General features: G+C 40.4%; 10 protein-coding genes. 2 read left to right on the top strand and 8 right to left on the bottom strand.

The features are described 5' to 3' along the window. Positions 1 to 2 precede the first annotated feature (2 nt). From E0E36_RS13365 to E0E36_RS13345, 5 genes are all read right to left on the bottom strand, one after another. Positions 3 to 2,294, bottom strand: a complete 2,292-nt coding sequence (locus E0E36_RS13365) for a GH92 family glycosyl hydrolase (RefSeq protein ID WP_130856378.1) — start codon at positions 2,292 to 2,294, stop codon at positions 3 to 5. A gap of 196 nt (positions 2,295 to 2,490) precedes the next feature. After that, the gene (locus tag E0E36_RS13360) at positions 2,491 to 5,193 is read right to left on the bottom strand and encodes a TonB-dependent receptor (RefSeq protein ID WP_165446986.1); all 2,703 of its coding nucleotides are present in this window, start codon (positions 5,191 to 5,193) and stop codon (positions 2,491 to 2,493) included. A gap of 369 nt (positions 5,194 to 5,562) precedes the next feature. Beyond that, positions 5,563 to 6,090 (bottom strand): ferritin, encoded by a 528-nt coding sequence (locus tag E0E36_RS13355; RefSeq protein WP_130856376.1) that lies wholly within the window; start codon positions 6,088 to 6,090, stop codon positions 5,563 to 5,565. 217 nt (positions 6,091 to 6,307) lie between these two features. After that, positions 6,308 to 6,670, bottom strand: coding sequence for a DUF6686 family protein (locus E0E36_RS13350; protein WP_013665496.1), 363 nt, complete (start codon positions 6,668 to 6,670; stop codon positions 6,308 to 6,310). A gap of 108 nt (positions 6,671 to 6,778) precedes the next feature. After that, a complete protein-coding gene (locus tag E0E36_RS13345) occupies positions 6,779 to 8,617 on the bottom strand; it encodes a UbiD family decarboxylase (RefSeq protein ID WP_130856375.1) in 1,839 nt (612 codons plus the stop codon). A 308-nt stretch (positions 8,618 to 8,925) separates the two neighbouring features. Between E0E36_RS13345 and E0E36_RS13340 the strand changes: the two genes are divergently transcribed. Next, the gene (locus E0E36_RS13340; protein ID WP_013665494.1) at positions 8,926 to 9,600 is read left to right on the top strand and encodes a class I SAM-dependent methyltransferase; all 675 of its coding nucleotides are present in this window, start codon (positions 8,926 to 8,928) and stop codon (positions 9,598 to 9,600) included. Here E0E36_RS13340 and E0E36_RS13335 read toward each other — a convergent pair. Next, positions 9,597 to 10,046, bottom strand: coding sequence for a deoxycytidylate deaminase (locus E0E36_RS13335; RefSeq protein WP_130856374.1), 450 nt, complete (start codon positions 10,044 to 10,046; stop codon positions 9,597 to 9,599). The genes E0E36_RS13340 and E0E36_RS13335 overlap by 4 nt on opposite strands. 197 nt (positions 10,047 to 10,243) lie before the next feature. On the opposite strand from E0E36_RS13335, the gene E0E36_RS13330 reads away from it, so the two are divergent. Further along, entirely contained in the window at positions 10,244 to 10,873 is a 630-nt protein-coding gene (locus tag E0E36_RS13330; protein WP_013665492.1) for a LysE family translocator, read from the top strand. Between the two features lie 238 nt (positions 10,874 to 11,111). On the opposite strand, the gene E0E36_RS13325 is transcribed toward E0E36_RS13330, so the two are convergent. Together E0E36_RS13325 and E0E36_RS13320 are read right to left on the bottom strand one after the other, a co-directional pair. Further along, complete coding sequence (locus E0E36_RS13325) at positions 11,112 to 13,022, bottom strand: amidophosphoribosyltransferase (RefSeq protein WP_130856373.1); 1,911 nt, start codon at positions 13,020 to 13,022, stop codon at positions 11,112 to 11,114. 155 nt (positions 13,023 to 13,177) lie between these two features. Next, on the bottom strand, positions 13,178 to 14,497 hold the full coding sequence (locus E0E36_RS13320) for an ammonium transporter (protein WP_013665490.1): 1,320 nt from the start codon (positions 14,495 to 14,497) through the stop codon (positions 13,178 to 13,180). Positions 14,498 to 14,611 lie beyond the last annotated feature (114 nt).

The following is a 14,611-nucleotide window of genomic DNA, read 5'->3' as shown; positions in this document are numbered from 1 at the left end:
AATTATTTTCGTTCTCTCGAAAGCGAATAAGGCACGTCCTCGTTTCCGACACCACGTGTCTTGTTCGGTTGACTGCCCATCTCAAACTGAATGGTTGCTCCTTTTACCAGTTCTTCATGCGAAAAGAAATTTTTAGTATAGGCTTTGCCATTAAGTAAAAGCTTATCAATAAACCTGTTGTCTAAACTATTATTAGGGGCATCCAAGCTAATTTCCTTCCCTGTGGGCAATTTAATCTTAGCATGCTTAAATAAAGGCGCTCCGATAACATACTGGTCGGTTGCAGGCGCCACCGGATAAAAGCCCAATGCTGAAAACACATACCAAGCCGAGGTCTGCCCATTATCTTCATCACCGCAATACCCATCAGGGGTAGGCAAGTACATTCTATTCATGGTTTCGCGAACCCAATACTGTGTTTTCCATGGCTCGTTCGCATAGTTGTATAAATAAATCATGTGTTGAATTGGCTGATTCCCATGAGCATATTGACCCATATTTGCAATCTGCATTTCTCGAATTTCATGAATTACCTGCCCGTAATAACTATCATCGTAAATAGGCGGCAACGTAAATACGGAATCCAGTTTATTAGCAAATGCTTCTTTACCCCCCATTAAATCGATCAGTCCTTGTATATCATGAAATACGGACCAGGTGTAGTGCCAACTATTCCCTTCGGTAAAAGCGTCTCCCCACTTGAAAGGATTAAAAGGTTTTTGGAAATTTCCATCTTGATTTTTACCCCGCATTAAACCCGTTTCAGGATCGAATAACTTCTTATAATTTAAACTTCTTTTTTTATACAGTTCAATTTCCTTTTTTGGTTTATTCAATTTCTTAGCAAGCTGATATATGGCAAAATCATCATAGGCATATTCCAAAGTCCGAGCTGCATTTTCATTGATGTTTACATCATAAGGCACGTAGCCCAGTTTATTGTAAAAATCAGCTCCTGCACGACCTACCGCAGTTAGCGGACCGGCATGATTGGCCCCATGCAGCAAAGCTTCATATAAGGTTTCAATATCGTAGCCGCGTAGACCTTTAATATAAGCATCAGCCACTACAGACGCCGAATTATTACCAACCATGACATTTCTTAAGCCGGGACTTGCCCATTCAGGAAGCCACCCACTTTCTTTATACGCGTTTACCAAGCCTTCTTGCATTTTGGTATTCATTTCGGGGTACACGAGATTCAGGAATGGGAATAGACACCGAAACGTATCCCAAAAGCCTGTGTCTGTGAACATATACCCCGGAAGTACTTTTCCATTATAAGGGCTATAATGCACTACCTTTCCATTCGCATCATATTCAAAAAACATGCGTGGGAATAAAAGTGTACGATATAAATTTGAATAAAAAGTACGCACCTGGTCAATACTGCCCCCTCCTACTTCTACCCTACTTAAAGCCTCATTCCAAACATCCTTACCCTCCTGTTTCAAGGTTTCAAAACTCTTATTCCCAATTTCCTTTAAATTTAATGTCGCTTGCTCATGACTTATAAAAGAGGAAGCGACTTTGATGTTGATCTGCTCACCTGCTTTGCTAGTTTTGAAGTGTATCAGCGCTCCAACATGTTCTCCGGTAGACTCTAAAATTCCACTTCGAAGTGTTTCTCCGTTAAAAACAGCAACACCGTCGAAGTCCCGATCAAATTCCATCACAAAATAATTCTTGAAATTTTCCGGTACTCCTCCACTATTCTTAGTAGAATAACCAATAATTTTGTTCTCATTCGGAATCACTTTGATATAAGATCCTTTATCAAAAGCGTCAATTACGACATAAGCACTATCTGTTTTCGGAAAGCTCATTCTAAACCGCGCTGCTCTCTCCGTCGGAACGATCTCTGTTGTTACATCATGATCAGCTAAATAAACACTATAGTAGTATGGAGTTGCGACTTCTGCTTTATGAGAAAACCAGCTGGCACGGTCATCTTCTTTAAAACGGGCTGCCCCGGTAACCGGCATAATCGCAAACTGGCCATAATCATTCATCCAAGGTGATGGTTGGTGGGTTTGCTTGAATCCCCTGATTTTATCAGCATCGTATGTATACATCCAACCGTCGCCCATTTTTCCGGTTTGCGGCGACCAAAAATTCATACCCCAAGGGCGAGCTATCGCCGGATAAGTATTGCCGGTTGATAGGCTGTGTTTTGACAGGGTACCCACAAGCGTACTTACATAATCGACAGGATTCGACACAGTTTTCACTTCCTGCCCACAAAGCGTGGAAGTAACAAGGTACATAGAAAATAAAAGGATAATGCGTTTCATTAGATTTTAGTTTTTGCTTGATTCAATATAGTGCTGACTTTGGTTAGTGAAAAATAAGCTCACGGAGCTAATATATAGAAAATTTTCAATATTGCTAAAACGTTAAAGCTATAAATTGCTTAGAAGCCGCATGCTCTTTCCGGAACAGATGGCTGACGAAGCATTCTTAACGTCAAACAACGTTTAGCATTCGCTATTAAATTTCGGATGGAAACTTCTGCAAGCGAATATTGAGCGAAACTAAAAAGTACCGTGCGAGTCGATTATTTTGCATATCCATAATACTATTACCTAAAATTTCTCTCCTAACACCTGTATTTTTATTAAACAGGTCAAAACCCTGTAAGCGGATCGCCAGCATATCATTTTGTAGAAAAGACTTCTCTATGTAGACATTGAGCAACGTTGGGTTTGCGCTAATCGAACTACTATACCCGGAGTTAAAATTTTGCGAAAAATCGGCACTGATAATCCATTTTTTAGGAAGATAGCCTTTCCCACCAAAACCAAGACTAAATGTATTAGCGCCCGCGTCCATAAAAGATGGAATATTATACCTTATCTTATTTATCGTATAACTGCTCCGTAAATCAGCCTCCAACAAATCTTCAATTTGAAAGTTGACCTGCAAATTTTGGGAAAATATCATGTTTCGGCCAACATTTCTCACATTATTGATATAAGTTAGATTATTGGTGTAATCCATTGAACCATTCAAATTGAGCGTCAGCACCTTTCCTGCCAGCGGCGCACTATAATGATAAAAGCCTCTTAAGTCATAATAGCCATTTGCATTTAAAAACGCTGTTTCCTGTATGGTGCTATTAGGTGTACTTATCCGATTTGTCACTACCTTATCCTGTATATGCGTAAAGGAGAAATTGGTAAAAAGCGAACTCCCATTTTGTATGTTGAAGCTTCTGTACTGAACACTCACCATATTCATAAACTCCGGTTTCAAATTAGCATTTCCAACTACAATATACTGTGGATTTGATACATCCCTAATTGGTTGAATTTGTGTAAATGCAGGCTGGTTGTTTTGCCCTCGATAATTTAACGAGAGGTTGCTGGTCTTATTAATTGCATATTGCAAGCGGGCACTGGGAACAAAGTTCAAATTATTTATATGCGTTACCACGTCTCTAGAAGGCGTTTTCCCATCCAACTTCGTGGGTTGCAAGGCAAAGCCAACGGTATACTTCAGTCGATCAAGACTGCCCTGGTAATTAATACCGAATTGATGCGTCTGGAAGAGGTAATCGTAATCAATACTTAAAGAATCTACCAACGACTCCCGAGCAGTAACAGAATCTATATCGAAGGTATTTCTAGCATTTGCAATGGAGTTAGATTCATATTGATAATTCAACTCCAAATAACTTCGTTTGGTTACCGGCTCCATATAAGACATGCCCAGTAACATACTTCTATTATAGCTGAAGTTGCCTACTCGCTGTAAAAACTGCCGGTATCCGACCTGAGGATTATTATAACCTGAATCAATACTCGTTGAAAAATCATTTGCCACATCGCTCCTGGTACGCTTATAATACTCAAACTTCGCGATTACACTTAGGTTTCTACCTCTTGTCGGAAAACGATGATTATAAAATAAATCGATATCAAAGTTCGGATCACTATACGTGCCCGAAGTTTTATAAAGCCTGTCTGTGAACACTCTTTTATCCGTTATTGCGCTGTGGCTCTCACTTAATAAATCATTTGTAATATAGGAGGCCGTAGGCGTGATTTTCAAGTAATTTGCCGTATCAATATTCGCTTCCACTGTCCATGTAAGCTTATGCTTGATATTATCTGAAAGTGATTTTACTTCATCGAGGGAATTAATCTGCCGATTTTGATAAATACTGGTTAATCGAGTTGTTCCGATTGTTTGATTTCTACGCTTCGTAAATGTATAGCCACCATAGACAGATACCCCTTTTGCCACTTCGTCCCGATAGTTCATGCCTATGGAGCTTGCACTATTGATACCATCCCCTCCGTCAATCATGCTACTTAAATCAGTGCCATCCCGGCTACCGGCTCCACTGATATCGCCAAAGCTAAATAAGCTGGTATTCGTATTATTAGTGGATCCTAAAATAGATACTTGCTTATTCCCTTTAAACTTATTAGCCGAGAAACTACCGATATATCTGCTATGCGCCTTGTCATTCGCATCCACACCGCCTCCGGCGGTAACCTGACCGAAAGTTCCAAAATTTTTATCTTCTTTAATGGTGACATTCAACACTTTTTCCGGTTCTGTATTTTTGATGCCGGTTATGTTAGCCTGATCGCCATAGTCATCTATGATCTGCACATTTTCTACGATCTCCGCCGGTAGGTTGCGTGTCGCGGTCAACACATCACCATCAAAAAAATCCTTTCCATTTACCTTCACTCTGGTAACGCGCTGCCCCTGCGCGTCAATATTCCCATTTCTGTCTACCTGTAAACCCGGCATCTGCTTGATCATTTCCTCTAATAGAGCGTTCTTACGAACCGAATAAGCCTTTGCGTTATATTGAATTGTGTCTTGCTTGATCACAACCGGAATAACGCCATATACGGCTATTTCCTGCAGTTCATGTGGTTGCTCCTTCAAATTAACGGTTACAAGCTCCGTTATGGGCAGTAATACATTGGAAGTATAATGCCTTTCGAATAATTGAAAGCCAATCAGGCTAAAGGTTAGTTTAAAATCATTGGCCGCTACCTTGTTAAAAATGAAACGTCCATGCTCGTTTGTGCTGGCCATCATTGTATCACTTTTTGCGTAGAGCCGAACAGTCACACCCACAAGCGGCCTGCCGGTAGAATCTTGCACTACACCGCGCACCTCTCTTGTCTGTATCTGTCCCTTTGCAATTGTAACAAAAGAAAAAATCACAATTATGCAAACCAATGCCCTGTGCATATAATATTTTAATCCTACCGATGCTTTATTAGTAACGAGAAATAACTTTAAATCTTATAAACACTCTAATATAGTTGAATTAATGCTTATTTCATCTGCAAATATTTTTTTTATCCATAGGTTGGGGCCTGTCTGATCGGCGATGATACCGATCCAGCTGACGCACGTTAGCACATAAGCCGTCAAAAAATTTACAGAGTTGTTGCTTAGTCATAAAATTTAAAGATGGATATTTAAAGCGATTGGCTCTGTAATTTATATTATGGTATTTATGATTCAATAAAAAAAGGAAAGCCTTAGTTTATCACTAAAGCTTTCCTTTTAAAAAATTATTAACAGCGCTTATTCCGCGTTATAACTTACTTTTGGTATGTGTTTGTCGATTTCCCAACGGCCGGTTCCCTCTTCTCCAATAACATCAAACATTTCTAAAATTCTTCTTGCTACATATTCTTCTTCAATTTGTTCCGCCAAGAACCATTGAATAAACTGAAAGGTAACAAAATCTTTCAGTTTAAAGCATTTTTCAGCGATGTTGTTAAATTGAGCGGTCACATGCATTTCTTGTTCCAACGCCAATTCAAAAACACTTCTGAAAGATTCGAAATCCTTTGGTACGTTAACAATTTCCGGCGAAATGGCCTTTCCTCCACGATCGTTAATATAATTAAACAGTTTCAGCATATGGTGGCGCTCTTCATCAGCCTGTTTGGCAAAATAACCGGCGCTGAAATCGAAGCCTTGATCATCACACCAAGACGACATAGCTAAATAAATAGCAGAGGAATGCGCTTCTACTTTAACCTGCTCATTTAATATTCTTTCTATTTCTTCATTTAATGAAGTTTTTAATCTCAATAGATCTTTCATATTCAAAATCGTTAATACTTAGCGGCGATAAAATGCCGTTAATCTTTATACAAAGATAACAGAAACGAGACTTAAGTTGCTTAAAATAAAATCAATACGTATTCAGTCTAAATTACTAAACCGCATTAACACATTCAAAGACGGCCCGTCTCCTAGACGAGGGAATGCAATAAAGCGCTCAATGGATGAGGGGGTTACGACCGCTAGACCTTGACAACTAATAACTTTGCAGGGAAGATACTTTCAGACAGTCCTTAATGACACCGGGTAACTCCATCATAAATTTAGCCCCTTGCATCAGTTCTTTTAACCTCACTACTTCAGTCACATTCAACACAAAGCAACGTTGAGATCTAAAAGGCATCAAAATGGTTAAATCAGAGCTTGAAGTAGGTGCACATAACAATTCATCGACAGCTATGGTATCCACTTGTTTTCTAAAACTTATAAAATCGGCCACTTTAAAAGGTGTACAATCACCTGCAAATTCCAACCAGTAGCAGTTTTTATTGCTGCATTGTAATACAGCGCCATGTTCTGTTCTAAAAATCTCCTCTAAACTTGCAAGACCACAAAGCATATTCTGCAAACATTTTAATTTTACCAATGCGAATATAGTGATTATGTATAATCAGTCCAAATTAATGAATATTATTTTTCACTATTTCTTGCTGATTGAGAAGCGTTTCTAAATAATTCCGAACAGAGACCCTCCCCGACTAGCTAGTTGATCAACCCGTTTTTCGATTTCGGGCACCTTTTCCAGAGGTGGTGCATGGTGAGGTTTGTTACGCGCGTCAATAATCAGTGGCCCCTTACATCCCCAATGCTTATACTCGACAAAGCTATCGACGCCATAAATATCATGCGAAGGATTGCTTCGTGTAAAGCACACCCAAACGAAATTATTGATATTTTCAGCCGTAAATTGCAGATCATCGCAAAGCACAATTAAAGCAATGCCGCTTAAATCCATGGATGTGAGCTCTTTTGCAAACACTTCCAGTTCGTCTTTCGCTTGCGGATAAGCAGTGAAAGGAGCTGCCTGAACAGCCAGTACACCGGGGACTACTATTTTTTTTTGTGCAAAGTTCCTGGGAAAATCTAGGCCGGCAGGCATTTCCGGCCACAAGATCCTCTTTACATTCCCCGCAGCTGCAAAGACTACCTTTGATCCCGAATTAAGTCCTTCGCCGCTATAATCGAGGGTATCTATCGTTGTCCGTGTATGAAAGTGAAGATCTCTTGCAAAATCCATTCGTGACAGTACATGCATAAGAAAAGCCGGAATATCATGTATATTCAATGAAGGATTATCCTCTTTCGCCGCTATAAACAAGTATTTAGCTAAACTTAACTGATTTTTTCCCAATACTTGATTGGCTATGGTTAATATCTCCTGCGGTCTATCGATTTTAAGATAAGGCGTATATCGTTCCGAACCAATGGCAAAAAGCAGCGGGTGTACGCCAGCCGCATCCACGGCATGAACAGCATGCAGACCATTGATTTCCTTAGGAATAGCCGGGCCGCTAATTTCATGAATCAATTCGCCAAAGCTTGTATCCTCTTGTGGAGGTCTACCGACTACCGTGAAAGACCAAATAGCATGCTTGCGGTAATACACGTTATGTACGTGCATCAGTGGGAACGGGTGTACTAAGCTATAATAGCCAATATGATCACCAAAAGGCCCTTCGGGTTTATTTTCATTGGGATACACTGTTCCTGTAATAACAAAATCGGCATCGGCGGAAATACAAAATCCTTCACTATCGTAAAAATAGCGAAACCTTCTGTTACCAAGTGCACCCGCAAAAATCATTTCTGAAAGCCCTTCCGGTAAAGGCATTACGGCTGCCAAAGGGTGAGCAGGGGGCCCTCCAACAAAGATGCTCACCTTGAGTGGTTTTCCAAGTTCGTTGGCCTTTGTCTGATGCACACCTATTCCCCTATGGAGTTGGTAATGAAGCCCTACTTCCTTGTCTTTTATATAATCATTTCCACCAAGTTGGATACGGTACATGCCTAAATTGGCCTGCATAATCCCAGGCTTTGTCACATCTTCCGTATAAACCTGCGGCATGGTAACAAAAGCCCCCCCGTCCATTGGCCAATTAACAACCTGCGGTAATGCACTGATCGTCGTCTTTCCATAGTTTATCGGACTATTCTTACCAACTTTCATGGGTAGAGCCGACAATGCATTTAAAGAAATGCCGGCATATTTTAACGGGTTTTTAAGCGCTCGCATGGGATCCATTTTAAGATCGACCATCAATTTCATTTTATGAAGGGTATCCCTAAACATGAAGCGCGACCGCTCGAGCGTACCAAATAGGTTAGACACTGCAGGAAATTTGCTCCCTTTTACTCGCTCAAACAGAAGAGCGGGACCACGATGCTCATATACGCGCAAATGAATCGCAGCCATTTCCAAATACGGATCCACTTCCTCTTTAATCCGCACTAGGTGTCCATTTTGTTCCAAATCTCTTACACATTCGGCTAAGCTTTTATATCCCATGTAATTTCATTTCTCTTGGCGCCAAAATAGACAAAAAAGCCCTTTTTTCACAAATATTTAGTCCTTATCTTAAGCCACAGTAATAGCTTCGGAGCAAATAACCGAGGCCAGCGAAACATCTACGCCCGTATAAAGAGATAGAGGCCTTCGCAGTTTCGCCAAAATTCACATTAATGCATAGCAATTGTTACTGCTTTGTCTTTTTACGAATTTGAATATTTGTTATCTTCGTTCTTAGGTCGTCATTTGCTTTCGTCGTACTTTTAAGGGTACTATAAAAGGCTTCACGTTATATCTAAGGCATTTCTATGGATGAAATACGAAGGCGCTTTGGTGAGATATCAGAAAAATATGACCAAGAGCGCGAACAATTAATCCCCTGCTTTCAGGACTTCTATCATATCAGTCTTCCACTGATACAGAACCATTACCATGCAGAAAATCTGTTGGATATCGGAGCGGGAACCGGCTTATTTTCTTACTTCGTCTATCAAGTTAATCCAAAGCTAAAGTATACGCTGCTCGACATATCGCCTGAGATGCTTGCTGTTGCGAAGAGACGGTTTACCGGTTTAAGTCACTTTTCTTACCTGGAGATGGATTACAGGGAACGTTCTCTTCCCGGAAAATATGATATCATTATTTCTTCGCTCTCAATCCATCATTTAACGGATCAGGAAAAATCCATTCTTTACCAACGGATCTTTAAAGCTTTGAAGCCGGACGGCTTGTTTATTAATGCCGACCAAGTAAAAGGTCGTACACCGGCGATCGACAATTTTTACCAAGATCAATGGCGTCGTTCGGTTATTGAATCAGGACTGAGTCAAGAAGCCATACAAAATGCGTTTAAACGGACTGCTATGGATAAGCTTGCTCCCCTATCCTGGCAATTAAACGAGTTGCAACGGATCGGCTTTAATGAAGTGGATTGTATTTACAGATACCACAACTTTGTAGTCATGATTGGCAGGAAGAGCTAAAATTTAACCGCATTTACTCCAAATCTATTCAGAAAGTCGACACCCTCATCCGATGTTAAGCCTTTGTATTCAGCATAAGAGTATTTATACAGCACTTTGACAATACCTGCTGAGTAAATTAACCGAGCGCAGGGTAAACAAGGTGATAGCGTAGTATACAAGGTTGCGCCTTGTAAACCCGCTCCATTTTTTACCGCATATAAAATGGCATTCTCCTCGGCATGTAAAGCCAATGAACAACTTCCTTTGGAATCGCGAGCACACCCTTCCAATGGCCAATCTTGATCGCAGTTATGCGTCCCGGACGGAGGTCCGTTATATCCGATCGATATAATTCTGGTATCCTTTGCCAATACTGCCCCTACATGCGCCTTTACACAATGAGAGCGTTCGGCAAGCTCGAGTGCCAAATTCATAAATATTTCATCAAAACTAGGTTTTGTCATCTCTTCTGGTTGTTACATTGCAAAACTGTTACAGAGCCACTTAATGATAAAAAAATAGGGGCCTCAAGCGTAAATAACTTTACTTAACAGTGTTACAAAAATAGAATTAAAGCCCAAAATTCCTGTGACTTTTTTCAACAGAAACTTCCATTTAATATTTTTTTCTTATACTTGCAGCTCAACCAAGTAATGAAAATATGATTGAAATAATCATTTCCGGTGTTGGTTTAGGAATTATTTTATCTTTTCTGACCGGCCCGGCTTTCTTCGCATTACTGAAAACAAGTATAGAAAAAGGCTTCTATGGTGGTCTTTCTTTTGCATTTGGCGTATTCGTAGCCGATGTCATGTACGTAGCACTTGCCCTATATGGATCTTCTTACATTGCTCGTGAAAAAGAGATTCTTTTACCTCTTGGCATTATTGGCAGCTTTGTATTACTAGGTGTAGGCATTCATTATATTCGCAAAAAAGTCACCATCAAACGCACGAAGTGTCTATCTAAAAAAGAGCATAGTGGGTACTTTATTAAGGGGTTAGCCATGTGTATTTTCAACCCAACACTGCTACTTTATTGGATTAGTGTGACAAGTGGCGTTGTTTCTATCAGTAATACCTTTGATTTAAAGCGAATCGTACCTTTTTTTGCTTGTGTACTTTTCACTCAGTTAGGTATTGATTCGTTGAAAGCTTTTTATGCCGACAAGCTAAGTCATAAAATCGAAGAATGCACATTGAATAAAATCAATAAGTTCGCCGGTGCGCTCATTATCGTTTTTGCTTTGCGATTGATGTATGAGTTGGTGTTTACGCATACGATTATCTAAGGAATAAGGAAGTAGTTAGTTTAGTTAGTAGGGAAGCTGTATGGAAGGTTTTTACCTCCCCTATTTTAACGGTACCATTTTCGTCGACTGCCCATAAGCAACGGATTAGCTATTCGTTTATTCTAAAAATCCAGGTAGCTTACATCATTCATATGCTCAAGAAAACTTTTTATTAAAAAAACAGGCTGAGATAAACCCCACCTGTTTTCCATCTTTTGCTATTTAGCTTTTAACTGTACTAAGCCGAGTAGTAGGCACGTACGTTTTTACCTTCCACCCAATTCATAAAAGCGCGGTTGACTACTTTGTTCCCACCAGGCGTCGGGTAATCCCCTGAAAAGTACCAGTCGCCTTTATTCTTCGGACAAGCGATATGTAAATCTTCCAGCTTTTGGTAAATCACCTCTACCTTTGCTCTGATATCAATCGGAGTCACGATACGCGCAATCTCAGCTGATATTTCCTCATATGTAAATGGTTCATAAATAGCTTTGACATGATTTGGGACCAATGTTTTATCCATATCCAATGACTCCACACACTTTTGATATACGTCATCAATGATGTAATTCATGCCATTTTTTCGCAATAGTGAAATGGCAGCCTCAAAAGCAACAAATTCACCCATTCTAGACATATCAATACCATAACAATCAGGATAGCGTATTTGCGGAGCAGATGAAACAATGATAATCTTGACCGGATTTAAGCGATCCAAAATTTTCAAGATACTTTGTTTTAAGGTCGTGCCACGTACGATGGAATCATCAATGGCCACAATGGTATCCTCACCGCTCTTCACCACACCGTAGGTTGTATCGTATACGTGAGCCACCATATCTTGCCTATCCGCATCCTGCGTAATAAAAGTTCGCAACTTCGCATCTTTAATGCTCAGTTTCTCAAAACGAGGCGATATATTAAGCATATCCTCCAACTCGGTGTCCGATATCTTATCGGTCCGTTTTAATAAGGTATCTTTCTGTAATTTACGAACATACTCGTTAATTCCATCCGTCACACCATAAAAAGCTACTTCAGCAGTATTTGGAATAAAGGAGAAAACAGTATTTTTTATATCGTGATTGATCGCTTCTAAGATACTGGGACATAACAACCTTCCCAACTGTTTCCTTTCCTGGTAAATCTCGGCATCGCTACCCCTTGAAAAATAGATACGCTCAAAAGAACAGGACTTTTGTTCTTCCGGTTCCCGAAACATTTCTTCGGTAATTGTTCCGTCTTTTTTGATAATAAGCGCATGCCCCGGTTTAATCTCGCGAATATTTTCAAATTTGATATTGAAAGCGGTCTGAATAGCCGGGCGTTCTGATGTAACCACCGCTATTTCATCATCATAATAGTAGTACGCCGGTCTAATCCCTGCCGGATCACGCATAACGAAAGCATCTCCATGGCCGAAAATACCACTAATGGTGTAGCCACCGTCCCACGTTTTTGCAGAACGCCGAAGAATATTGGCAACGTCAAGATTTTTTGCAATAAGTGCACTTATTTCAACATTGGAATATCCTTCTTTTTTAAATTTATCGAAAAGCTCTTGGTTCTCGGTATCCAAAAAATGGCCTATCTTCTCCAAAACCGTCACGGTATCAGCCTGTTCTTTTGGATGTTGCCCCAATTCAAACAATTGTTCCAATAATTCGTCGACATTGGTCATATTGAAATTACCGGCTATTACCAAATTACGACTCATCCAATTGTTTTGTCGCAAAAAGGGGTGGCAATTTTCAATGCTATTTTTGCCATGGGTTCCATAACGCAAGTGTCCAAGTAAGACTTCGCCAACAAAACTCATGTTCTCCTTTAACCAATGGGAATCTTGAAAGAGTTCGGGTTCAGCTTGTTGAATAGCCGCAAACTTCCGTTGAACATATTCAAAAATTTCCGAAACAGCACTTGGTCCCATTGCTCTATATCGGCTGATATACCGATTACCCGGCTTAATATCAAACTTAATGGTGGCAATACCGGCTCCATCCTGGCCTCGGTTATGCTGCTTCTCCATTAATAAATAAAGTTTGTTGATGCCGTACAGAGAGGTACCGTACTTCTCCTGATAATAAGAAAGAGGCTTTAGCAAGCGGATTAATGCGATGCCGCACTCGTGTTTGATTGAGTCACTCATAGTTGGAATTGAGCATGCAAAATTACATATTTAAACAACTTTGCAAAAAGAAAGCGACCTAAAAATAAACACCCCTATGTAAAAAAATTGGAGCCTCTCCCATCAAGAGGCTCACTGATTCAAACACTGCTGTCTGAAGATATTGGTTTGGTTAATTAGAGTTTCTCACCATGTTGACTAATATCTAATCCCATTTCCTCCTCTTCAGGAGAAACACGTAACTTGCTGATCGCGTTTGTCACACGCAATAAAACAAATGCTACAATAAATGTATAGGCTACAGACCCTATCAATCCTATAAGTTGCGCCCAAAACAAGGAGGTTTCGCCAAAAAACAACCCATCGGTGGCCACTATTGGGTTAACGTGCTTTGAAGCAAAAACGCCTGTTAGCAACATACCAACCATTCCGCCAACACCATGACTTGGAAAAACATCCAACGTATCATCCACATTCGAACGTGTAGTACGCCATTCAACCAGTAAATTACATATAATTGCCGTCACAACCCCTATAATCAACGAATGCGGAACCGTAACAAAGCCCGCCGCTGGGGTAATGGCAACCAAACCGACTACTACGCCGATTGAAACGCCCAAAGCGGAAGGCTTCTTCCCCCGTGCCGCGTCAAAAAAGATCCAAGCCAGTGCCGCAGCAGCCGATGCTGTAGTGGTTGTGGCTAGGGCTGAAGCAGCCAGGTGATTTGCTCCAAAAGCAGAACCTGCATTAAAACCAAACCATCCGAACCATAATAGCCCCATACCAATTAAAACATAAGTAACACGGGCGGGATCATGTCCATTGCTATTCCCCCTCTTCAAGAAAATGGCAGACATGAATGCAGTTACACCGGCCGACATATGCACCACCGTCCCCCCTGCAAAGTCTAACACCCCCATGCTTGCCAGCAGACCTTCGGGATGCCAGGTGGCATGCGCTAAAGGAGCATATATAAAGACGAAAAATAAACAAACAAATAAAATATAGGAAGTAAACCGAATACGTTCAGCGAAAGCTCCTGTTATAAGCGCAGGTGTGATGATTGCGAATTTTAATTGATACATAGCAAAGACGGCCAAAGGAATAGTAGGAGCTCCCACCCAATTTGGTCCGTCCAACACGCCCTTAAACATAAAAAAGGTGCAGGGATTTCCGACGATTCCGTGCCATGATTCGCCAAATACCAGACTAAAACCGAATACGACCCAAATAACGGCCACGATGCACATACAGATAAAACTTTGCAGCATGGTCGAAATTACATTCTTTTTCTTCACCATCCCCCCATAAAAAAAGGCCAATCCCGGAGTCATGATCAATACTAAAGCGGTAGACGTTAGCATCCATGCCACATCTGCACCATCGTATTCCGCAGTAGCTCCACCCCCAGACAGAGGAACTGATGGAAAAATTAGCGCTAACAGCACTACAAGCAAAAGAAAAATAAAAGGAACAGTTGATTTTTTCGAATTCATATTATATTTTAACATAAGTTGGGCCAAATATATACAATATTTCAAAAACAAAACACATATTTGTATTTTTTTAATACAAAAAATCAAAATAAATTAGAAATAACACAAAATAAA

Origin of the sequence: Olivibacter jilunii, from assembly GCF_900607235.1 — a bacterium.
Classification (GTDB): Bacteria; Bacteroidota; Bacteroidia; order Sphingobacteriales; family Sphingobacteriaceae; genus Olivibacter; species Olivibacter oleidegradans.
This window is presented reverse-complemented; position numbering and strand designations above follow the sequence as displayed.